Below are 20,482 nucleotides of genomic sequence, written 5' to 3'. Positions count from 1 at the left end.
GTAATCACGCGAAGCGCGCAAAATTCACGCGTGGGAAAAGTTCCAGAAATGAGGAGTCGCGTACACATCCATGGAGTGAAGAGCACACCGAGAACTCCTCTGTTGCCCGCGGCCGTCGTGGCACGGGGGCAGCGCTTCCTCGCCATCCTCCGTCCACTGCTCCTCTCGCTCTCGCTACTGCCGGCGGCCGGCTGCAGCAAGGAGGGGTCGAGCGATCAGCCGCTCACGGTGGGCTTCATCTACGTCGGCCCCAGGGACGACTACGGCTACAACCAGGCGCACGCCGAGGGGGCCGCCGCGCTCGCCAAGCTGGCCGGCGTGAAGACCCGTGAGGAGGAAAACGTCCCCGAGACGGTCGCCGTGCAGAAGACGCTCGAGAGCATGATCAACCTCGATGGCGCGACGGTGATCTTCCCGACATCGTTTGGCTACTTCGATCCCCACATCCTCAAGGTGGCGGAGAGGTTTCCGGACAAGATCTTCCTCCATTGCGGCGGCCTCTACGACGCGTCGAAGCACCCGAGCAATGTCGGCAGTTATTTCGGTTACATCGACGAAGCCGAGTACGTGTCCGGCGTCGTCGCGGGGATGACCACGAAGAGCGGCAAGCTCGGGTTCATCGCGGCGAAGCCGATCCCGCAGGTGCTCCGCAACATCAACGCCTTCACGCTGGGCGCTCGGAGCGTGAACCCGAGCGCGACGACGGCCGTGATCTTCACCGGTGACTGGTCGATGCCCGTCAAGGAGGCGGAGGCCGCCAACAGCCTCATCGATCAGGGCGTCGACGTCCTGACCGCGCACGTCGACTCACCCAAGGTGATCATTGAGCTCGCGGAGCGGCGCGGCGCGTTCAGCACCGGCTACCACACCAACCAGGCGACGCTCGCCCCAAGGGGGTACCTGACCGGCGCCGAGTGGAACTGGTCCAAGGTCTACACCGACTACCTGACGTTCATCCGTGAGGGGAAGCCGTATCCGCACCTCCTGCGCGGCGGTTTCAAGGAGGGGTACATCAAGATCTCACCCTACGGCCCCGCCGTCTCCGACGAGGCGAAGAAGAAGGCCGAGGAGGCGAAGGCGAAGCTCACAGACGGCACGCTCACCATCTTCAAGGGACCCATCATGAACAACGAAGGCAAGGTGGTGATCGCCGATTCGGTCGCGCAGCAGCAGACCGACATCGCGCTGGAGAGCATGGACTACCTCGTCGCAGGCGCCCTAGGCTCCACCCACTAGAGTGGTGGTCACCCGCTTCGGATACGGGCCCATCTCGACGTTTTCGGTGCTCAGCGCACTGGAGTGCGCTTCCGCGCCGAAAACGCCGAGATGGGCCCGTCTCCTGTGCGGGTGACCACCGCTCTGGAACGGGCATCGAACAGCCGTCTCCTGTGCGGGTGACCACCGCTCTGGAACGGGCATCGAACAGCCGTCTCCTGTTCGGGTGACCACCGCTCTGGAACGGGCCGCGATCAGAGCGCTTCGAGGACGGCGGCGGCGGGGGCGGTCCAGCCGATGATCGCGCCCTGGGCGCGGACCATCTCCAGGGTCGCCGCCTTGAACTCGGGGAAATAGCTCTCGGTGGCGTCCTCGATCAACAGGCACTCGTAGCCGCGATCGTTCGCCTCGCGCATCGTGGTCTGGACGCAGACCTCGGTCGTCACGCCCGCGATGATCAGGTGGGAGACGCCGAGCGCCGCCAGCCTGGCGTCGAGCCCCGTCCGGTAGAACGCGCCCTTCCCGGGCTTCGGTACGACGAGCTCCCCGGGCGCCGGCGCGAGCTCGGGCACGAAGTCGTTGCCCGGCTCGCCCAGGACCAGGATGCGCCCCATCGGCCCGACATCGCCGATCCGCATGCCAGGAGCACCCCGGCTCCGCTTCGCTGGCGGGCAATCCGAGAGATCCAGCCTGTGACCCTCCTTCGTGTGGATGATGGGTAGGCCGTGGTCGCGGAACGCGTCGAGGACGCGCCGGACCGTCGGCACGATGCGCTGGAGCCGCTTGACGTCGTTGCCGAGCGCCGCGCCGAAGCCGCCGGGCTCGAGGAAGTCGCGCTGCATGTCGATGACGAGCAGCGCCACCGCGTCCCGATCGGCGACGCGGAAGGGGTACGGCTTCGCCGCGATCTCGAGGGGCCGCGCCGTCATGGGTGCCCCGCCATCGCGCGGCCGATCTCCGCGACGTCGGCCGAAGCGATCGGCGACTCGTGGACGATGCGGCCTTCGCTCATCACGAGGACACGGTCGGCCATGGCGAAGATCTCGTCGAGATCCGCGCTCACGAGGAGGACGGCGGTCCCGCGGTTGCGCGCCTTCAGGATGCGGGAGCGGATCTCGGCCACGGCCGCGAAATCGAGCCCGAAGCAGGGGTTTGCGGCGACGAGGAGCTCGATGTCCTCGTCCATGCCGAGCTCGCGCGCCAGGACCGCGCGCTGCACGTTGCCGCCGGAGAGCTTGCCTATCGGGGCGTCGACCGAGGGGGCCTTGATCGAATACTCCGCGGCGAGGCGCTCGGCCGAGCGCCTCAGCGCCGCGCGGCTCACGCCCCAGCGGAGCCGCGTGAAGGGCGGCCTGTCGAAGACGCGGAACCCGATGTTCTCCGCGACGGACATCGCGGGGACGCAGGCGTTGCGCAGCGGCTCCTCGGGCAGGCACCGCACCCGGTGCTCCCGGATCTGCGCGCGCCCGGCGCCGTACGGCTCGCCATGGACAAGCACTTTGCCTGCCCGCGCGGGCCGCTGCCCGGCGAGGACCTCGACGAGCTCCTCCTGCCCGTTGCCGGAGACGCCGGCGATCCCGACGATCTCGCCGCGGTGGACCGTGAGCGTCACGCCGTCGAGCGCCGGCCGCCCGCGATCGTCGCTCGCGGCGAGCCCCTCGACGCGCAGGATCGGCTCCCCGGCCGGCGCGTCGCCGCGCGCCGCGGAGATCTGCGCCGGCTGCGCGCCGACCATCATCTCGGCCATGGCCGCCGGCGTGAGGTCCTTGACCTTCCCTCGGCCGGCCATCCGGCCGCGCCGCAGCACCGTGACCTCGTCGGCGAACGCCGTCACCTCGCGGAACTTGTGCGAGATCATGAGCACGCTGATCCGCTGCTCGTCGGCCATGCACCGGAGCATCCCGAGCACCTCGTCGGCCTCCCCGGGCGTGAGCACCGAGGTGGGCTCGTCGAGGATGACGATCCTGCTGCCGAGGTAGAGCTGCTTCAGGATCTCGAGCTTCTGCTTCTCGCCCGCGGCGAGCGCGCGGACGGTCCGCTCCGGATCGAGCCGGAAGGGCATGCGCGCCATGAACGCGCGGATCGCCTCGCGCTCCTTGCGCCAGTCGATCACGAGGGGGAGCGAGGCCCGCGCGAGCACGAGGTTCTCGGCGACCGTCATGTTCATGACGAGGGTGAAGTGCTGGTAGACCATGCCGATCCCCAGCGCCTGCGCGTCGCGCGGGCTCCTGATGGACAGGGCCGCGTCGCCGACCCTCACCTCGCCGGCGTCGGCCTGGTGATAGCCCATGATGCACTTGACCAGCGTGCTCTTGCCGGCCCCGTTCTCGCCGAGGAGCGCGTGGAAGCTGCCGGGCGCCAGGCGCAGCGAGACGTCGTCGAGCGCGAGCAGCGGCCCGAACCGCTTCGTGATCCCCGCGGCGGAGAGCGCCGGCGGCGGCGTGGCGGGGCTGGATTCCCGGGCGGGGGCGCGGGGCGGCCTCGCCGCGGAGCTCGAGAAGACGCGTGGGTCCATGGTCACGAGAGCGCCTCCAGCAGCGCGGCGGAGGTCGAGACCGCGCCGAACACGCCGTTCTGCATCTTGATCATCTTCAGCGCGGCGGCGTGGTTGCCGGGATCCGTGGCCGCGCAGCAGTCGGAGAGCAGCAGGCACTCGTACCCGCGGTCGTTCGCCTCGCGCATGGTGGTGTGCACGCAGACGTCCGTCGTGATCCCCGTGAGGATCAGGTTCTCGATGCGGCGCTGGCGGAGGATGAGATCGAGATCCGTCGCGCAGAACGAGCCCTTGCCCGGTTTGTCGATGATCGGCTCGCCGGGCAGGGGCGCGAGCTCCGGGATGATCTCCCACCCGGGCTCTCCGCGGACGAGCACCCGCCCGCACGGCCCGGGATCGCCGATGCCCACGCCCGTTCCGCGACCGCTGTCGGTCCGGCGGGAGCGCCACCGCTTGTTCGCCGGCAGATCGGAGAGGTCCGGCCGGTGCCCTTCGCGCGTGTGCAGGACGTGATAGCCGCGGCGGCGCAGCTCCGCGAGCGTGCGCTGGATCGGCGCGATGCACGCCCGCGTCAGGGAGATGTCGTAGCCGAGCAGGTCGATGTACCCGCCCTTCCCGCAGAAGTCGGTCTGCATGTCGATGACGATCAGGGCCGTCGTCTCGGGGCGGAGCGCGCCGTTGTAAGGCCAGGCATAGGGATCAGCGGCCACGTAGGGCATCGGTCGAGTCCTCCTGTCATTCAGCGTTTCGCTCGTCTCGTGCGTTTCGCTCGTCTCGCGGGGCTCGCTCCTTTCGTTCGTCTCGTACGGTTCGTCCGGTTCACACGGTTCGTTCAGCGCGCGCAGCCTCGCGCGATCAACGCGCGAGCGTGAGCTCGGCGGGCTGATCGCGCAGGGTCTGGGTCGCGGAGCTCGCGGCGACCATGATGGCCAGCGTCACGATGTACGGCGCGGCGTTGAAGAGGTGGTATCCCCAGGTGATCCCCACGGACTGAAGCGCCGGCCCGAGGGCGCTCGCGCCGCCGAAGAGCAGCGAAGCGAAGAGGCAGCGCACCGGGTTCCAGCGCGCGAAGATGACGAGGGCGACGGCCATGAGCCCCTGTCCGCTCGAGAGTCCCTCGTTCCAGCTGCCGGGGTAGAAGAGCGAGAGGAACGAGCCGCCGACGCCGGCGAGGAAGCCGCCCGCCATGGTCGCGCGCCGCCGGACCAGGTTCACGTCGACCCCCATCGCGCGGGCGCTGTCGGCGCTCTCGCCCACGGTGCGGAGCACGAGCCCGAAGCGGGTGCGGTTCAGCGCCCAGAGCAGGAGCGGGGCGAGCGCGGCCCCGATGAGGAAGAGCGCGTTCACCTGGAGCGCGGAGCGGACCTGAGGGAGATCGCTGAAGAAGCCGAGCGATATCGCGGGCAGGCGGGGCGCCGTCGGCTGGATGAGCGGTTTGCCGACGAAGAAGGCGAGGCCGACGCCGAAGAGCATGAGCGCGATGCCGACGGCGATGTCGTTGACGCGCGGCTTCGAGCAAAGCCACGCGTGCAGCGCGCCGAGCGCGGCGCCGATGGCGCCGGCGGCGAGCACGCCGAGCCAGGCAGAGCCCGTGAGGTAAGAGACGCCATAACCTCCCATCGCGCCCATGACGAGCGTGCCCTCCAGGCCGAGGTTCACGCGGCCGCTCTTCTCGGTGAGGCACTCGCCGAGGCTCACGAAGAGGAATGGCGTGCTGATGCGGATGGCCCCGGCGGCGACCGCGAGGGGGATGCCCCAGAGACCGAGCGCAGCTGCGTCGCTCATCATGCCACCGAAGGCGCCGGAGCCGCCTGAGGGACCTTGGGCTCGCGGACAGCGAGGGAACGGCCGTAAAGCGTCTCGCTCGCGAGGATCGCGATGAACAGGATCCCCTGGAGCACGCTCACCGTCGCGTCGGGGAGCCGCGCCGTCCGCTGCAGCAGGCCGCCGCTCGCGCCGATGCCGCCGAGCAGGAGGGATACCGGCATGATCGCGAGCGGGTTGTGGCGCGCGATGAACGCGACGAGGATGCCGGTGTAGCCATAACCGCTGATCAGCGACGCGTTGGCCCGGCCGTGGACCGCCGCGACCTCCACCATGCCGGCGAGCCCAGCGCACGCTCCGGCGAGCGTGCAGGTGAGCACGACGAGGCGCTTGACCGGCAGTCCGGCGAGGAGCGCCGCGCGGACGTTGCCGCCGCTCATCGCCGCGCCGAAGCCGAACGTCGTCCGGTGCATCAGCACATAACAGAGCGCGCAGGCGAGCACCCCGTAGGCGAGGCCCCAGTGGACCTCGAGGCCGGGCAGGCTCCCCAGCGCGTTCTCGGCGCCGATGGAGGCGGTCGAGGGCTTGTTGAGGCTTGCCGGGTCACGCAGCGCGCCCTCGACGAGGTGGTTCAGGATCGCGATCCCGATGTAGTTGAGGAGCAGGCTGCTGATCGTCTCGCTCACGCCGCGGTAGACGCGCAGCGCGCCGGCGAGGCCGATCCAGAGCGCCCCGGCGGCGAGCCCGGACACGAGCATCGCGGCGAGCACGGCGGCGGGCGGCGCGCCCCACGCCCGGGAGGCCAGCGCCGCCGACGCGGCCGAGAGCCCGCCCATGACGAGCGCGCCCTCGCCGCCGATGACGATCAGGCCGAGGCGCGCCGGCAGCGCCGTGCAGAGCGCGGTCAGCATGAGCGGCGCGGCCCGAAGGAGGGTGTTCTGGAACGAGAACCACGTGCCGAAGGCGCCGCGGTACATGTCGTGATAGACGCTCAAGGGATTGGCCCCCTGGGCGGCCACGAACGCGCCGAACGCGAGGAGCGAGGCCGCGAGGGCCCCGAGGGGGATGGCGATCGCTTCGGTCGTCTCACGCCCGAGCGGCCCGTGCGAGATGACTTTCACGCTGCCGAGGATAAGGCCTCCATTATTTCCACACGTTTTCGGGGAGCTTGCTGGTCGTGACAGGACGGACAGGAGGGGCGCCTCGCGCCCGGACAACCCGCCTGGCCGGCGAGCGGCGCGCCCTTGTCATGACGTGCGACACCCCGGTGGCTCACCTGGTCGAGTGATGCTGTGATGTGGTGACCGCGCTGCAATGTGGCGGTCGCGCTGCGATGGGGTGGCTGCGACGTGGTGGCCGCGCTGCGATGTGGTGGCCGCGGCGACCGCGAACGGTTCGCACAGCGCGGCGGTCTCCGCCTTGCACTCGCCGTCGCCTGCCGGTGAGTTTGCTCGGCGATCATCGCGTAGACGGCGAAGAAAGCGGCGAGCGCTCGCGGGCCTGAAAGATCCGGGAACGCCGAGGTCCGCGTCGTGCGGTCCCGGCGAGCCTCGTTCGTGTGCCCACGTGCACAGCGCGCCGCGCAGAGGACCGCCGATCGATCCCACCCGCAAACCCCTGATTTGGAGGTAATGCTGTCATGCGGTTCGAACGATCGATTTTGTTCCTGCTCGGCGCTGGCGTCCTCATGGCGTCTCGCCCGGCGGTGTCGGCGGACCTGACCTGCTCGTCGAGCGCGACCCTGGAGGCGCTCGTGATGTGCATTCGCGATCAGATGCCCGGCAGGGACTCAGGTATCTTCGTCACCCCGAGCTCGACGCAGCTGAGCGCGTGGCGGAGCGTCGTTCGCACCATGATGGGCGGCAGCTGCAAGTTCGTGCTTCCGTCCAGCCTATCGTCGTCAGCGCGGATCCGGCTCCTCCGCGACGTCGACAATGGACGAAGATACTGTGTGCTCATGGAGGTCGGCGATCGGGACAGCGACGGAGTCGTCGATCTCGGGCTGGGCACGTTCATCGTGGACTCGGCTGCGGAGCGAGAGCTCGCTCATTCGGCGCCGCACGCGACAGCGGACCTGGAGACGGAGATCCAGGCCGTCAGCATCTTCAAGGCGACGAGATCCCGCAGTTTCCTGATGGCCGGCGCTCACCGCGATGCGAGCTTCACCGAGAGCGTTTGCCAGAGCTCGACCATGATCTCGGACGTGGCCCACAACGTGACGAACGCGTTTCACGCGACCTATCTGGAGCTCGCGGCCTTTTACGGATCCAAGCCCTGGTGGGCGATTCAGTGGCATGGCATGGCGAGAGACACCTGCGCGGAGGACGTGTTCGCCTCGCACGGCATGGATGTCGCCCCCGTCTCGGGGGACAAGATACTGGAGCTCAGGCGCAACTTGCTGGCCGACAAGCCCACCTGGCGGGTCGGTGTTCCCGGCAGCAGCGATTGTTCTCTGAACGCGACGACCAACGTTCAAGGCAGGCTCCTCAACCTCGTCTCGTCGAGCCAGGTCTGTGGTCGCTCCGCCGCGAGCTATAGCGGACGCTTCGTGCACATCGAGCAAGATCCGGCCTTCCGCCTCGCTGACTACTGGATCAATGCGGTCAAAGCCACCTGGCCCTGAGCGCCGCTCCTCGGCCGTGAGCTGCGGAGCAAGCCTGGTGATGAACATGAGGAACGCATTGGCCTCGCTCGCGCGCTCGAGTCGTGCGCATCGTGGACGATGCCTGGGACATTTCGCGTCGCGTTAACATTGCCTGGATGAGCGGTGACGCGCGAAGAGGGGTTTCCCCGGAAACGACGGAATCTTCCAGCGGCAACGAAGTGAATGCATTGCCATTGGTACGGTGACGTGTGGTCGAGAACCGCATATGCTCGCCGTCATGACATTGCCCCTTATCCCACTACGCTCTCTGGGTGTCGTCGCTGCCGGTGTCGTCCTCGTCGCCGCGACAGCCGCGTCGTGCGGTGGAGGTAGCTCGAGCTCGTCCTCGTCGGATGGCGGCTCGGGGCCTGGCGGCGCCGGAGCCGGAACAGGAACAGGAGCCGGAGCTGGAACAAGCCAGGGCCCTGCGAGCAGCTCGTCGTCAGCGGCGGGCACCGGCGGCGCTCCCCCCGCCGTCGGCTCCGGCGGCAGCGAAGGCGGCGGCCCGCCGGCGCACGTGCCAGGCGAGCCGATCTCCATCCCGGCTCAGGCGTGGAGCAGGGGTATCACGGACGGCGTCTACGAGGACGGCGCGCCCATCGGCGGCTTCGGTGCCGGCACGATCACGTGGCGGTTCGACGGCAGGTTCTACAAGGGTCGCCTCGACATCGGGAGCAGCGACCAGAGCGTCGACAACAACGCGGGCTTCTTCATGTACCAGAAGGCCGAAGGGGGAAACGCGCAGACGAAGCGCCTCGACAAGGACGGCCTGGGCCAGGGGCAGGCGACGTACTCCTCGCTCTTTCCGCGCTCGTGGGTCGATTACCACGGCGCGGCATTCCCCTGCAAAGCGAAGGTCGAACAATACAGCCCCATCATCCCGGGCGACTACAAGAAGACCAGCTATCCGGTCGGCGTCTATCGGTGGGAGATCACGAATCCGACCGGAGCGCCTTGCGACGTCGCCGTGATGCTGACCTGGAAGAACGATCACGGCGGCAACGGCGCCATGGTGCAGACCTCCGGCGATGACGTCGGCCTTGTCCTCACGCGCGGCGGCGGGGCGCCGAACGCCGAGGGGCAGGGGGAGTTCACGCTCGCCAGCCGGAACGCGCCGGGCGTTGTCGTCTCGTACCAGTCCGCCGACAGCGTCGCCGCCCTGCAGAGCGAGCTCGCCAACGACGGCGCGCTCGCCAACACGACGGGAGGGCACTCGCTCGGGGCGATCGCGTTCAAGGCCACCGTGGAGCCGGGGAAGAGCGTCATTGTGCCGATCGTGCTCGCGTGGGATATCCCGGTCACGCAGGCGGGCTCGGGGGACAGGTGGTACCGCGCGTACACGCGCCACTTCGGGAGGACGGGGAACGCCTCGTGGACGATCGCGGCCGAGGCGCTCGCCGAGCACGAGCCGTGGCTCTGGGCGATCCAGGACTGGCAGGCGAGCGTGCTCGACGACCCGAAGTACCCAGAGTGGCTCAAGGGCGCTCTGTTCAACGAGCTCTATTACTATGCCGTCGCGGGCACGTACTGGGAGGCCGGCGCTGCGTCCGGCCAGCCGGACGACCCGGACGAGGACATGTTCACCAGCCTCGAGTCGTACATCTATCCGTTCTACGGGACGTCGGACGTGCGCTTTTACGGCTCATGGGCCCTGTTCTCGCTCTGGCCTGACATCGACAAGCAGGAGGTGCGGCAGTTCTGCGACAGCGTGACGACCACGCGCTCCGACAGGCCGCGCGCGATCGGGACGACCGCGCACGACTTCGGAGACACCGACACCGTCTTCCGCAAGTGGAACGCGTACACGTACCGCGACTCGACCAACTGGAAGGATCTCAACTCCAAGCTGGTCCTGATGGTCTATCGCGACTGGGCGCTCACCGGGAAGACCGACAAGGAGTTCCTCGATTACTGCTGGCCCGCCGTGAAGATGGCGATGCAGAAGGTGAAGGGCCAGGACGGCGACGGGGACGGGCTGCCGGAGAGCAACGGCATCGATCAGACGTACGACGACATGGATCTGCACGGCAACACCGCCTACTGCGGGGGCCTCTTCCTCGCCGCCAGCGAGGCCGCGAAGGAGCTGGCGACCGCGGTCGGTGACACCTCGCTCGCGGGCACCTACCAGACGTGGTTCGATCAGGCCAAGGGCGGCTTCGAGTCGAAGCTCTGGACGGGGGCGTATTACAAGATCGACACGGGGAGCCGGGACACGAGCCGGATCATGTCGGACCAGCTCGCAGGCCAGTGGTACGCGCGCGCCCTCGGGCTGCCGCCGATCGTCGACCCGAGCCACGCGGTGTCGGCGTTCACGAAGATCTACGAGAACAACTTCAAGCGGTTCGACGGCGGGACCCGCGGCGTCGTCAATGTCATGACCGCCAATGGCTCGGTCGACGGGACGAGCAACCAGACGCGGGAGTGCTGGGTGGGCACGTCCTGGGGCGTTGTGTCCGGCATGATCCAGGAGGGGCTCGCCGCGCAGGCCGGCGAGATCGGCGCGAGCCTGGTCGACACGATCTGGAAGACCGACGGCCTGTGGTTCCGCACGCCGGAGGCATGGGAGGGCAACGGCAGCATCCGCGCGCCCTACTACATGCGCGCCACCACGCTGTGGGCGGCGAAGCACGCGTACGATATCGCGCCGTAGGCCAGTTCCCGCTGCCGACGCTCCGAGGGCTGGAGCGCCCTCTTCCTCATGGGGCCGGAACCACGAACGACGCCGTGAACGGGGCCGGCCCTCCTCGAGGGGGCCTGACGGCACGCGCGCAAAACGGCGCACTTTACCGTACCTCGCTCTCGCTCCGCAATACGACGAACGGGCACCTGTCGCCGGCGTGGGCCCCGTCGTAGCGTACCCGTCGCAGCCATATCACGCACATCCACACGCACATCCAGGCGCGGCCCGACCCTGCTGAGGGCGCCCGAACTGGAGCCGGAGAACACCCATGACCCGTAAAGGTTCGCTCGTCCCGATCGCCTCCCTCCTCCGCATCGTCGTCCCGATCAGCTTCGCGCTCCTCGCGGGCGGCTGCTCGCAAGCGCCGGCGGAGATCCAAGAGCCCTTCGGCGAGGACGAGGCCGCGCTGACCGACGCGCAGCGCCTACCCAGACATCGAGAGGGGGGCCGAGTTCACTCCGCGACCTGCGGGGACCGCCCGAGCGCCGCCCAGCCGAGCTTACCCTACTGGACCGCGATCGCGCAGAACGGAGCCATACCCGACGCCCTCTGGGACGGCTCGAGCGTGTATCAGGACGGCCGCTTCTACATCTTCGGCGGGTTGAACGGGACCTACCCGAACGACGAGCCCGTGGCCGATTTCAGCGTCTTCGACGTCGACACCCGGACCTGGCACGATCTCGGCCAGTACGCGGGCGGGCCCTCCGCCCGGGCCGAGGCGATGATGTGGAGCGTCGCCGAGGACGATGCCCTGATCGTCTCCGGCGGGAGAGGTCCTTTCCGGCGCGGGCTCGATCTCACGCACCAGGACACGTTCCGGTTCGATCGGGGGCACGGGTGGACGCAGATCGCGCAGAAACCGGCCGAAGTCGGGCTCGCGAATCGCTCCGCGGAGGCGGTCGCCGTGCGAGGGAAGGGGAAACACAAGACCGTCGCGTACGCCTTCTCGGGCTCGTCGTCGACGTTGTCGGCCTTCATCAACCGCCCGGACGGCCTCCAGCACGACCTGGTTCGCTACAAGAACGGCTGGAAGCAGGTCGCGACCGGCTCGCCTGTCCCGCGCGCTCGAGCCCATCATCCGCTCGTGTACTCCGAGGGCTGGAACGCCCTCTTGGTCTACGGCGGATACACGAACGACGCTGTGAACGGGACCGGCCTGTTCACGCCGGAGAACTACCTCGGCGATCTCTGGAGGCTCGACGTCGACACGGAGACCTGGGAGCAGATCGCCTTCGACGAGGACAGCGGGCCGGGCCACCGCGACAACGCGAAGCTGCTCGCCGACGAGCGCGGCAATCGAATCTGGCTCTTCGGGGGCAGCCAGTTCGACGGTACCACCCTGTCCGATGTCTGGTACTTCGATCTCGACACCCGGGGCTGGACGCGCGTGGACACCGCGATGGCGGGGCCGGCGCCGGCGCCGAGGTTCGGCCAGTTCTCCTTCTCTCGCAGGACCGCCACAGCCTACGAGCTCTACATCTTCGGGGGAGCGACCGCGGAGTTCGCGCCGGTGCTGCTCAACGACATGTGGCGATTGACGATCCCCATCGCCGGCGACGACTGAACGAACAGGAGGTCGGCCACGGCCAGGAGGAGCCTCGAAGAGCTCCTCGAGCCACCGTTCCATGAACGGCGTGAAGCGCGGTCGTTCACGTGTCTCTTCCGGACACCTCATGACCAGCACCTCTTGCTCCAGCCCGGTTGCTGCGAGGACGACGAGGCCGTCCAGGGCCTCGTCGTCCTCTCGATAGCTCGTCTCGAGCATCCCGAGGGGCTGCGGCGCGATGCCCACCCGCACGATGTTCTTAGGAATGATTAAGGCGACATCGGACGAGTTCGGCGTTACCAGTCGTGGAGCAGCGACATCCTCGAAGCGCGTAGGAGGTCACAGGGCCTTGCTGGTCCTGGCCTCCACGGGCGCGCGTGTCGCTGACAGCAAGATAGGAGAAGAGAAATGGCAACGTCCGTAGTGTTTGGTTCGGTGAGGCAGTCTGACGGCGGGATGCTGAACCCCGGCTCCGGGGGCTGGTCTTCCACGAGGGTTTCGACGGGGAGGTACAAGATCACCTTCAATGCCACGTCGTCGCAGGCTCCGATCGTCGTCGTCACGCCGGTCGACGATGCCGGCAGACAGTCCGCCGACAACCAGTTCTCGACGTACAACCACGAGCACAGCCCACCAGCGGTGTATGTCTGCTCGGTCGACAAGGCTAGCGGTGCGCTGGAAGACGCGAACTTCTCGTTCGTCGCCTACGTCGTTCAGTCGTAGGGCGCATCCTGCCCGGCGGCTCTCCTCGGGTCGCCGATGGCGACGATCCTCCTCCCTCCGTTGAAGACCACGCCACGCCCTCACACCCCTCCACGGCCGCGACTCCCGACGTGATGTGCGGACGGCGCTCTCCCCACCCGGGGTGGATTCGCCGCTCCCAGCCTGCATCTGTCGCGACCTCCACCCTCCGGCGGCGGGAGGGCGGAGGTCTTCCCCAAAAAAACGTTTCGGCGAGGCGCGCATCACTCTCAGCGACCAGAAAATCCAGTATCTCAGCCAGTCACCCACGACGGCAAAGTCGTCTTCTTCGGCACCGCCCCCGACGGGACCATGCCGCAGTACGGCACGAACCTCGACGGCAAGAGCTCGTTTTCGGATCTGGTCCAAGAGATGTACATCGACTCCAGCAAGGCGAAGGCGCCCGGCAGCGAGAGGACGGCCATCCACCTGCTGGTGCCGAAGAAGAGCTCGAGCACCGGCGATCCCACGCTGCCACGGGGCTCGGACCGAATCAAGATTACCCAGTGGAACGGCCGGCGCTGGGGAATAGCGGTGGCCAAAGAGCAGCGCGACCAATACCACCAGCAGGCGCTCAGCGGGCTCTCCGACGCCGACACCGGCTCCCGATCGGCGCTGTCCGACCCCAGGTTTACCTGTGGGGGAAGTAGGGGAGCCGAGCTCGACTGGGAATTTTTCAAGGCGCAGCTGCCGTCCGACTGGAAGCAGCGGGCGGAAACGATGGGGCTCATCCGATCTCAACCGCCGCAGCTCAACGCCAAAGTCACCGAGATCGAACAGGTCCTGCGGCCGCTGATGCATCGGGTCGGCCTGAACAAATCGCTGAGCAGCACGACGGCCGAGGCCGGCAGCGCTGGTGTGGCGGATCTGTCGTCGGTGGCGCTGCAGAAGTGGGAGCACAAGCTCGGCCCCTACTTGGCGACCCTGCTCGCCGAGCTTGCCAAGGAGCAGGCGGAATTCGAGTTCTGGCGCTGGGCCGGCTACGAAGTCGTCATCGCCGATGGGACGACGATCACGCGTCCAGGGGCGACGGGGACCACGGCTCGCGTGCACTACGCCCTGCGGCTCGTCGACTTGACCATTGTGCAGCTGCACGTGACCGATGCTCACGTCGGCGAGACCATCAGGATGTTCGACCTCCAGCCGAACCAGCTCTGGGTGGTCGACCGCAACTTTCTCTGGTTCGGCTCAGCCAGCGACCGGTTAACGCCCATGGGTGGAGGGGGTCGGGTTTGGTGCCCTAAGCGCGACCGAACGAGCTTGGTTAACACCGATGAGAGGGTATGCCTCCCTCAACGGCACGCACCGCCAGAAAATCCCACGAAAATGAGGGATTCTCGCAGGCTCAGGCCTTCAGCCCGTCGAGCAGATCGGCCGGCGGTGGCCATTGCGGCTCGGTCGCCGGCGAGCGCCAGTCGAGGCCGAACACGTAGCCCTTCTCGCACCGGTAGCGATCGGTCTCGTCGCCCTCGTAGATCCGGTGCGCGCGGACGACGGTGCGATCGTCGAGCAGGCACTGCATGCACGCCACCTCGGCTGCGAACTTTCCATCGGCCATGGCATCAACCTACTGTCTAGTACTACAGCCGTACTTGGTCCGAGGTGTGGATGTAGACATCAAAATCGTCGAGAAATCCGTGCCCGTCCGCCCGTCTACAGCCGCAGATGGGCCGCAAGCGCGGCTGTAGTACTAGCGACGCCTGGGATGAGCGGGAAGGTCGCCTTGCACACGACGGTGAGCCGAGAGCCACCCACCCCGAGCTTCCTGAATGCCCGCCGCCGGGGGAAGCCGTTGGTACGACGACCGCACTGGCTGCAATCCGCAGTTCGTTCTGTGGCTGGCGGCTGAGTTCCCCCTGATGCGGACGCGCAGCAACCGCCAAGCATGCCGGGGGAGCAAGCCTCGATCGACAGTCGGCGGTAGCCCCCGCGCATGGAGCGCTCCGTGCGCGGCCGTGGCGTATGGGCCGCCATTGTTCGTATGCTCGGGGTTCCATGACACGCACCTTCCAGCCCTCGCCGCCGTGCCCGCACGATCCGCCCGCCCCGCGGGTCAGATCCCTGATCCGCACGAGCGACGTCGACGAGGCCCGGCTGGCCTTCGGCCGGCTCTACGGCGACGCGACCATCGACCCTCCGCGTCACCACGCGTTCGGCTGCGCGCTCGACGTCGTCCCGTGCGGCGCGGTCAACGTCGTGGCGAGCTCCTGGAGCGGTGGCGGGCGCGCGGCCGGGCCGACGTTCGGCGACCGTTACGGCCTGTGGAGCGTCGCGCGGGGAGTGGGCAGCGGCGAGCACCGGGGCGCGAGCTTGGCCGTGGAGCCCGGCAGGTGCGGGGCGCTGATCTCGCCGGGACGCCCCTTCGTGTTCATGGCGCGCGCGGGGCACGAGGGCCGGATCATCACGATCGAGCGCAGCGCGCTCGAGGCGCACCTCGCGGCGCTCCTGGGCAGCGCGGTGAAGCCCCCTGTCCAGTTCGACGCGCCCGTGGACTTCGAGCGCGGGGCGGGCCCCACGCTGCTCGCGATAGCCCAGGCGTTCCGGCGCGAAGCGGCGCGCCCGGACGCCTCGCCCCTCCTGGTCGCGTCGCTGCGGGACGCGCTCTTCACCGCCCTCCTGACGGGCGTGCCGCACAGCGCCTCGAGCCTCCTCGAGCCCCCGCCGGCGCGCGCCGCGCCCGCGTGCGTGCGCCGGGCCGAGGAATACATCGCTGCCCACGCGCACGAGCCCATCGGGCTCGCCGACATCGTCGCCGCGTCGGGCGCGCCCGCGCGCTCCCTCCGCGCCCTGTTCGCCGCGCGCCACGGCATGACGCCGCTCGCGTTCCTGCGGGAGCGCCGGCTCGCGCTGGCGCGGCGACGCCTCGTCGAGGGCGCGCCGGGGACGACGGTCGCGGGGGTGGCCGCCGCGCTCGGCCTCGGCGACGCCCGCCGGTTCGACGCCGCGTATCGGAAGCGCTTCGGCGAGAGCCCGCATCAAGCGCTCGCGGACGGGCTCGGGGGCCCCGCGCGCGGCTTCGTCGCGCCCTCCGCGCCGCTCCCCACGGAGTACGAAGAGGCCGCCCGGCTCGCCACGCTGACGCCGCGCGAGCGCGAGGTCTGCGATCGTGTCGCGCGGGGCATGCTCAACAAGCAGATCGCCGCGGATCTGCGCATCAGCGAGTGGACGGTGATCGAGCACCGGGGGCGGGCATTCAGGAAGCTCGGGGTGGGCTCCGCCGCGGAGCTGGGGAGGCTCGTGGGACGGCTGCGCGGCGGGTGAGGACGGCGCGGCAGCTCGAGCGGGCGGATGGCTCATCGCATCCGCCCGGCCGCCGAGGGTGGATACGGCGGCGTTGCCGGGCGCGGATCGGGATGCGCCGCGCGCACGCCCGGCGGTCCCGCGCCGCGAGACGCATCATCCACCCAGCGGGATGCGGAAGCTCGAGGCCGGGTCGGTCGCGGAGCTGCTAGGCCTGCTCCGGTTCTCGGGCGGGTGGAGGCGGGCGCCTGCGGCGCGGCCGGCGGGAATCAGTAGAGCCTGCACGAAGCTGCGTAGGTCCAGACGCCGGGCGGGACGGGGGCCAGTTCGTCGCAGGTCGCCTGGGGGTCTTGGCAGCCGACCGCCGGAGGCAGCGTCAGGATGATCCATCCGTAGGGATAGGGGGCGCCGCACTCAATTTGCGTGTAGGGGCAGAGCAGCGTGCCGCCGCAGCCGTCCGACACCCGGTAAGCGTCCGTCGCCGGATCGCAGACAGTCTTCGGCGTGCACGCGGGGACGTCGCAGTTCGCCCCCGTCCAGCCGGTTTCGCAGTCGCAGGTGTACCCGTTGACCTGATCGTTGCATGTGCCATGGACGCAGGGGGCGGACGCGCATTCGTCGATCTCGATGTCGCAGTCGGTGCCCGCCCAGCCGGGAAGGCAGTCGCAGGTGTAGTACCCGTTGACGTGATTGATGCAGTCGCCATTGATGCAGGGGGAAGACTCGCATTCGTCGATGTCGGTGTCGCAGAGTCTGCCCACCCAGCCGGGCTCGCAGTCGCAGGTGTACCCGTTGACCTGATCGTTGCACGTGCCATGGACGCAGGGGTCGGACGCGCATTCGTCGATTTCGGTGTTGCAGTCGGGCGCCGTCCAGCCGGGCTCGCAGTCGCAGGTGTACCCGTTGACCTGATCGTTGCACGTGCCATGGACGCAGGGGGCGGACGCGCATTCGTCGCTGTTGGTCTCGCAGTTCGTCCCCGAGAAGCCGGGCGCGCACGTGCAGGTGTACCCGCTCTCGCTCGCCGCGCAGGCGCCGCCGTTCTGGCACGGGGCCGAGGCGCAGGGGTCCGTGCAGGTGCCGTTCTGGCACAGCAGGCCGTCGCAGCACGGGAGGGTGGCGTCGCACGGCGCGTTCATGGGGAGGCAGCCGCCGCCCTGGCAAGTCGGGTCGCCGACGGCGACGTAGTCGTGCGCGTGGTCGGCGTGCGCGTTGATGCAGCCCTCCTCGCTGGTCTTGAGGATGGTGTAGGGGTGCTTGTCCGAGCCGGTGTAGTGGCAGATGGTGTCTTTGCCGTCGACGTCGAAGTAGCTGCACTGCTCGGCGGTCAGCGCGGCCTCGTCCGCGCCGAGGTGCTCGTCCGTCCCCACCGGCTGCAAGCAGCCGCCCGCGACGAGCGCGAGGCTGCTCATGGCGAGAGCGGGGAGGAGGAAGGCGATCTGCAGAAGCGTACCTTTGTGGGTCACGGGTGCTCTCCGGTTCCCGGGCAGGGCACCAGCCGGAGGGCCGGGCCGCATCGGGAAGTGACTGACGGCACAGCATGGATCACGGAGGAGGCCGGCCGGCACCCCCATCTTTGTGGGGGTTGTCAGGGAGAAGCAGGTTGTGGTATCGTAATGGGTTTCCGCGCCGGAGCCTGATGCCGCGGGATGGGAGGCGGACGTGGCATCAACCGATACGGCCGGCAGCGCCGAGCCGAGGTCGTGACGGTCGACGGCTCGACCGTCCTGGCTCTATGCAAAGCTGCTACTCGCTCCAGCTGCAGGATGCGGCTCAGGACGTCGCGTTCGACGAGCTTGCGCTTCTTGCGCGCAGAGGCGCGGAGCGCGGTCGTGGCGAGTCGGTCGGTGTCGCGCAGGCTGCCGGCGGCCGCCTCGTGCAACATCGCGATCGCATCCGAGGTGAAGAGCTCTTTTGTGCAGCCGACTCGGCCGAGACGTACACGCAGATAGTCGGCCGTATCGTCCGGCGTGAGCGGGTCGATGGTCAGCGTGTCGGTAGAAGTTCGCCCAACCCCGCAGGATGGGGTTGAGCCTCTGGAGCAGATCCCGCAGCGAAGAGCCAGCAGATCTCTTCTTGAAGAGTTGCTTGATCTTCTCCCGGAGGCGCTGGCTGCGCTCCTTTGGGACGAGGCTCGCGCTCACCTGCCGGCCATGTCCGGGGCGGCGTCGGACGAGGACGTGGTGCCCGAGGAAGCTCATCGGCTCCGTGACGGGGGTCACGAGCGTCTTTGCCTCTGCAAGCTCGGCTTTCAGGAAGCTGGTCAGTGCAGCCTTTTCCTCGTTCGCGACTCGCTCGGCCTCCGCAGGCTGCTGCGGTCCGGGCGGGGCGGCAACGAGGATGATGAAGTCATCCGCGTATCGGATGGGGACTCTTCGATGATTCCGCTCACGTGGTCACGCCCGGACGGCGTGAGCGAGGGCGTCGAGCTCGCCAAGGCACCACCCGCACGGCGTCCGGGACGTCGCGGACGAACGAACAGTCACGCGGCCGATCCCGCTTTGCTTCCAGAGATCGACGGGGGGGCCGATCGATGCGTCCGGTCCACGTCGCAAATGCTCGTTGACAGCGCACCCATTCCCTGGGGCGCAGCCGCCCCTCGGACGTCAGGGCCTACGGGCCATGAAGCGGCTTCGAGCCGAGGGACGCGGCACGCTCGCGGGGTCGACATGGCGTTCTGGGTGCGTGAGCCGGTCGGGCCGATGGTCGGCTCGGCGCCGCTCGCAGGCGCCCTGGTCGCGGCCCTCCGCAACGAGGAGCGCGGAGAGCTCGCGGATCGGGTGGAACTGTTGCCGAGCGCGAGGCGATGATCACCTGGTTTTCTCGCGGGCCTATGCCTGGCAGCAGAACGTTGACGGTTCGGCCGGCAGCAACTCGCCGGTGGGCTCGCCGCCGCTCGGAGCGCAGCCGCCTGGGTCCGCGGTCACGACCTCCGCCGACTTGCTGCCGAGGGCGACGCCGTGCTCAGCACGCCGATCGCGAGCTCCAGCCGCTCTCGCTCCGCGACGCGCTGGTCGCTGCTCGGCGCGGGATCGACGGCCTGGCCACGCGGCACGGGGTGCAAGCCGTCCGGCACCTCGCGGCGGCGGTAGGCGCGGTCCAGGTGGTGGCTGACCTTCCGCCACGCGATCCCGCGCACCCAGCGGGCCTGGGGGCTGCTGTGCTGGCGCCGGCCGTCTAGGCGCGGCGGCTCGCCGGCGGCACCGGCCTCGCGCTCCGGCGGGGACCAGGCGGGGTCGAACCGATCCAGGCTCTGGTACGCCGCGAGCAGGATCTCTTGCAAGACGTCGTCGATGTCGGGCTCGGCGACCCCCAGGAGCCGAAGCGCGCGGGGGAGAATTCCCATCGCGGCAGCGTGAACGGAATTCCATGTGCGGTCGCGGGAGGTGCCTTCAGCAGGGGAAAGATGTGCGCTCATATTCTCAAATTGCGCGGGGCTTTCCGGCGCTGTTTGTAAAAATGCGCCTCCCGGTGCGCGGGGTTGGAGGCACGCCTGCCCTGCACACCGCCCGCGGTGGCAGGCGACCCGCTCTGCCGCCCTCGGCGGACCGGCCGCGGTCGTCCCAGGCTAGCTCCGCTGCCTTCGGCGCACCGGACACGGTCGTCCCAGGCTAGCCCCGCTGCCCTCGGCGGACCGGCCGCGGTCGTCCCAGGCTAGCTCCGCTGCCTTCGGCGCACCGGGCACGGTCGTCCCAGGCTAGCCCCGCTGCCCTCGGCGGACCGGCCGCGGTCGTCCCAGGCTAGCTCCGCTGCCTTCGGCGCACCGGGCACGGTCGTCCCAGGCTAGCTCCGCTGCCTTCGGCGCACCGGGCACGGTCGTCCCAGGCTAGCTCCGCTGCCTTCGGCGCACCGGGCACGGTCGTCCCAGGCTAGCTCCGCTGCCTTCGGCGCACCGGGCACGGTCGCCGTCGATGCCCTTCGTCGCAGATGGCACAGCCTTCGCTCCAGGTAGACGCAGGCGCGAACGCCATGGCGCAAGATTACGAATCTGGCGGTACCTCGCTCATGAATTCAGCCGGCAGAGTTGACGGCCTGCGAGGCATAGTTATCCCTGGCCGGAACGTCCGGCATACGCCGGGCGCTCGCATCAGGTCCAGCGCGGGGGGCGAGGAGCATGGCCGTCATGTTCATTCGGCGCCCGGCGAAGGACCACAACGA

16 protein-coding genes are annotated in these 20,482 nt (G+C 68.9%); 6 read left to right on the top strand and 10 right to left on the bottom strand.

From position 1 onward, the window contains the following. Window positions 1–75: 75 nt before the first annotated feature. Window positions 76–1,236: a BMP family ABC transporter substrate-binding protein gene (locus tag WMF19_RS25440; protein ID WP_437901675.1), complete on the top strand. Its 1,161-nt coding sequence runs from the start codon at window positions 76–78 to the stop codon at window positions 1,234–1,236. 233 nt (window positions 1,237–1,469) lie between these two features. Here the strand turns inward: WMF19_RS25440 and WMF19_RS25435 are convergent, their stop codons facing one another. From WMF19_RS25435 to WMF19_RS25415, 5 genes are all read right to left on the bottom strand, one after another. Then, window positions 1,470–2,144 carry a cysteine hydrolase family protein gene (locus WMF19_RS25435; RefSeq protein WP_272093342.1) on the bottom strand — a complete coding sequence of 225 codons (675 nt, stop codon included), beginning with the start codon at window positions 2,142–2,144 and terminating at the stop codon, window positions 1,470–1,472. Then, on the bottom strand, window positions 2,141–3,730 hold the full coding sequence (locus tag WMF19_RS25430) for an ABC transporter ATP-binding protein (protein WP_437901674.1): 1,590 nt from the start codon (window positions 3,728–3,730) through the stop codon (window positions 2,141–2,143). The genes WMF19_RS25435 and WMF19_RS25430 overlap by 4 nt, the downstream gene beginning before the upstream one ends. 2 nt (window positions 3,731–3,732) lie before the next feature. Next, window positions 3,733–4,428 (bottom strand): biuret amidohydrolase, encoded by a 696-nt coding sequence (gene biuH / locus WMF19_RS25425; protein WP_437901499.1) that lies wholly within the window; start codon window positions 4,426–4,428, stop codon window positions 3,733–3,735. A 136-nt stretch (window positions 4,429–4,564) separates the two neighbouring features. Further along, the gene (locus WMF19_RS25420; RefSeq protein WP_437901673.1) at window positions 4,565–5,494 is read right to left on the bottom strand and encodes an ABC transporter permease; all 930 of its coding nucleotides are present in this window, start codon (window positions 5,492–5,494) and stop codon (window positions 4,565–4,567) included. Further along, window positions 5,494–6,594 carry an ABC transporter permease gene (locus WMF19_RS25415; protein WP_437901498.1) on the bottom strand — a complete coding sequence of 367 codons (1,101 nt, stop codon included), beginning with the start codon at window positions 6,592–6,594 and terminating at the stop codon, window positions 5,494–5,496. Before WMF19_RS25415 ends, WMF19_RS25420 begins: the two co-directional genes overlap by 1 nt. A 518-nt stretch (window positions 6,595–7,112) precedes the next feature. Here WMF19_RS25415 and WMF19_RS25410 point away from each other — a divergent pair. The 4 genes from WMF19_RS25410 (at window position 7,113) to WMF19_RS25395 (ending at window position 13,066) form a co-directional block, all read left to right on the top strand. Further along, entirely contained in the window at window positions 7,113–8,096 is a 984-nt protein-coding gene (locus tag WMF19_RS25410) for a hypothetical protein (RefSeq protein ID WP_437901497.1), read from the top strand. 259 nt (window positions 8,097–8,355) lie between these two features. Continuing rightward, window positions 8,356–10,767, top strand: a complete 2,412-nt coding sequence (locus tag WMF19_RS25405) for a GH116 family glycosyl hydrolase (RefSeq protein WP_437901496.1) — start codon at window positions 8,356–8,358, stop codon at window positions 10,765–10,767. Window positions 10,768–11,065: 298 nt separating this feature from the next. Then, a complete protein-coding gene (locus tag WMF19_RS25400) occupies window positions 11,066–12,361 on the top strand; it encodes a Kelch repeat-containing protein (protein ID WP_437901495.1) in 1,296 nt (431 codons plus the stop codon). Window positions 12,362–12,751: 390 nt separating this feature from the next. Beyond that, window positions 12,752–13,066 carry a hypothetical protein gene (locus WMF19_RS25395; RefSeq protein ID WP_129576976.1) on the top strand — a complete coding sequence of 105 codons (315 nt, stop codon included), beginning with the start codon at window positions 12,752–12,754 and terminating at the stop codon, window positions 13,064–13,066. A gap of 272 nt (window positions 13,067–13,338) precedes the next feature. Here WMF19_RS25395 and WMF19_RS25390 read toward each other — a convergent pair whose 3' ends face one another. Then, entirely contained in the window at window positions 13,339–13,542 is a 204-nt protein-coding gene (locus WMF19_RS25390) for a hypothetical protein (RefSeq protein ID WP_437901494.1), read from the bottom strand. Window positions 13,543–14,429: 887 nt separating this feature from the next. After that, window positions 14,430–14,642: a hypothetical protein gene (locus WMF19_RS25385; RefSeq protein ID WP_437901493.1), complete on the bottom strand. Its 213-nt coding sequence runs from the start codon at window positions 14,640–14,642 to the stop codon at window positions 14,430–14,432. A 437-nt stretch (window positions 14,643–15,079) separates the two neighbouring features. Between WMF19_RS25385 and WMF19_RS25380 the strand changes: the two genes are divergently transcribed. Next, window positions 15,080–16,345: a helix-turn-helix domain-containing protein gene (locus WMF19_RS25380; protein WP_437901492.1), complete on the top strand. Its 1,266-nt coding sequence runs from the start codon at window positions 15,080–15,082 to the stop codon at window positions 16,343–16,345. A 248-nt stretch (window positions 16,346–16,593) separates the two neighbouring features. Here the strand turns inward: WMF19_RS25380 and WMF19_RS25375 are convergent, their stop codons facing one another. The 3 genes from WMF19_RS25375 to WMF19_RS25365 all read right to left on the bottom strand — a co-directional run bounded on the left by WMF19_RS25375 (window position 16,594) and on the right by WMF19_RS25365 (window position 19,670). Then, window positions 16,594–17,790 (bottom strand): calcium-binding EGF-like domain-containing protein, encoded by a 1,197-nt coding sequence (locus WMF19_RS25375; protein WP_437901491.1) that lies wholly within the window; start codon window positions 17,788–17,790, stop codon window positions 16,594–16,596. A gap of 267 nt (window positions 17,791–18,057) precedes the next feature. Next, entirely contained in the window at window positions 18,058–18,525 is a 468-nt protein-coding gene (locus tag WMF19_RS25370) for a group II intron maturase-specific domain-containing protein (RefSeq protein ID WP_437901490.1), read from the bottom strand. Window positions 18,526–19,247: 722 nt separating this feature from the next. Then, window positions 19,248–19,670, bottom strand: a complete 423-nt coding sequence (locus WMF19_RS25365) for a hypothetical protein (RefSeq protein WP_437901489.1) — start codon at window positions 19,668–19,670, stop codon at window positions 19,248–19,250. Window positions 19,671–20,482: the final 812 nt, after the last annotated feature.

This window comes from Sorangium sp. So ce124, from assembly GCF_051525235.1.
GTDB classification, from domain to species: Bacteria; Myxococcota_A; Polyangia; order Polyangiales; family Polyangiaceae; genus Sorangium; species Sorangium atrum.
This window is presented reverse-complemented; position numbering and strand designations above follow the sequence as displayed.

Bases quoted from the DNA above. Each gene is read 5' to 3' on its own strand.
- WMF19_RS25380 (WP_437901492.1), top strand. From the start codon at position 15,080: ATGACACGCACCTTCCAGCCCTCGCCGCCGTGCCCGCACGATCCGCCC.
- WMF19_RS25435 (WP_272093342.1), bottom strand. From the start codon at position 2,144: ATGACGGCGCGGCCCCTCGAGATCGCGGCGAAGCCGTACCCCTTCCGC.
- WMF19_RS25430 (WP_437901674.1), bottom strand. From the start codon at position 3,730: ATGGACCCACGCGTCTTCTCGAGCTCCGCGGCGAGGCCGCCCCGCGCC.
- WMF19_RS25410 (WP_437901497.1), top strand. From the start codon at position 7,113: ATGCGGTTCGAACGATCGATTTTGTTCCTGCTCGGCGCTGGCGTCCTC.
- WMF19_RS25370 (WP_437901490.1), bottom strand. From the start codon at position 18,525: ATGAGCTTCCTCGGGCACCACGTCCTCGTCCGACGCCGCCCCGGACAT.
- WMF19_RS25385 (WP_437901493.1), bottom strand. From the start codon at position 14,642: ATGGCCGATGGAAAGTTCGCAGCCGAGGTGGCGTGCATGCAGTGCCTG.
- WMF19_RS25400 (WP_437901495.1), top strand. From the start codon at position 11,066: ATGACCCGTAAAGGTTCGCTCGTCCCGATCGCCTCCCTCCTCCGCATC.
- WMF19_RS25395 (WP_129576976.1), top strand. From the start codon at position 12,752: ATGGCAACGTCCGTAGTGTTTGGTTCGGTGAGGCAGTCTGACGGCGGG.
- biuH (WP_437901499.1), bottom strand. From the start codon at position 4,428: ATGCCCTACGTGGCCGCTGATCCCTATGCCTGGCCTTACAACGGCGCG.
- WMF19_RS25405 (WP_437901496.1), top strand. From the start codon at position 8,356: ATGACATTGCCCCTTATCCCACTACGCTCTCTGGGTGTCGTCGCTGCC.
- WMF19_RS25365 (WP_437901489.1), bottom strand. From the start codon at position 19,670: ATGGGAATTCTCCCCCGCGCGCTTCGGCTCCTGGGGGTCGCCGAGCCC.
- WMF19_RS25420 (WP_437901673.1), bottom strand. From the start codon at position 5,494: ATGAGCGACGCAGCTGCGCTCGGTCTCTGGGGCATCCCCCTCGCGGTC.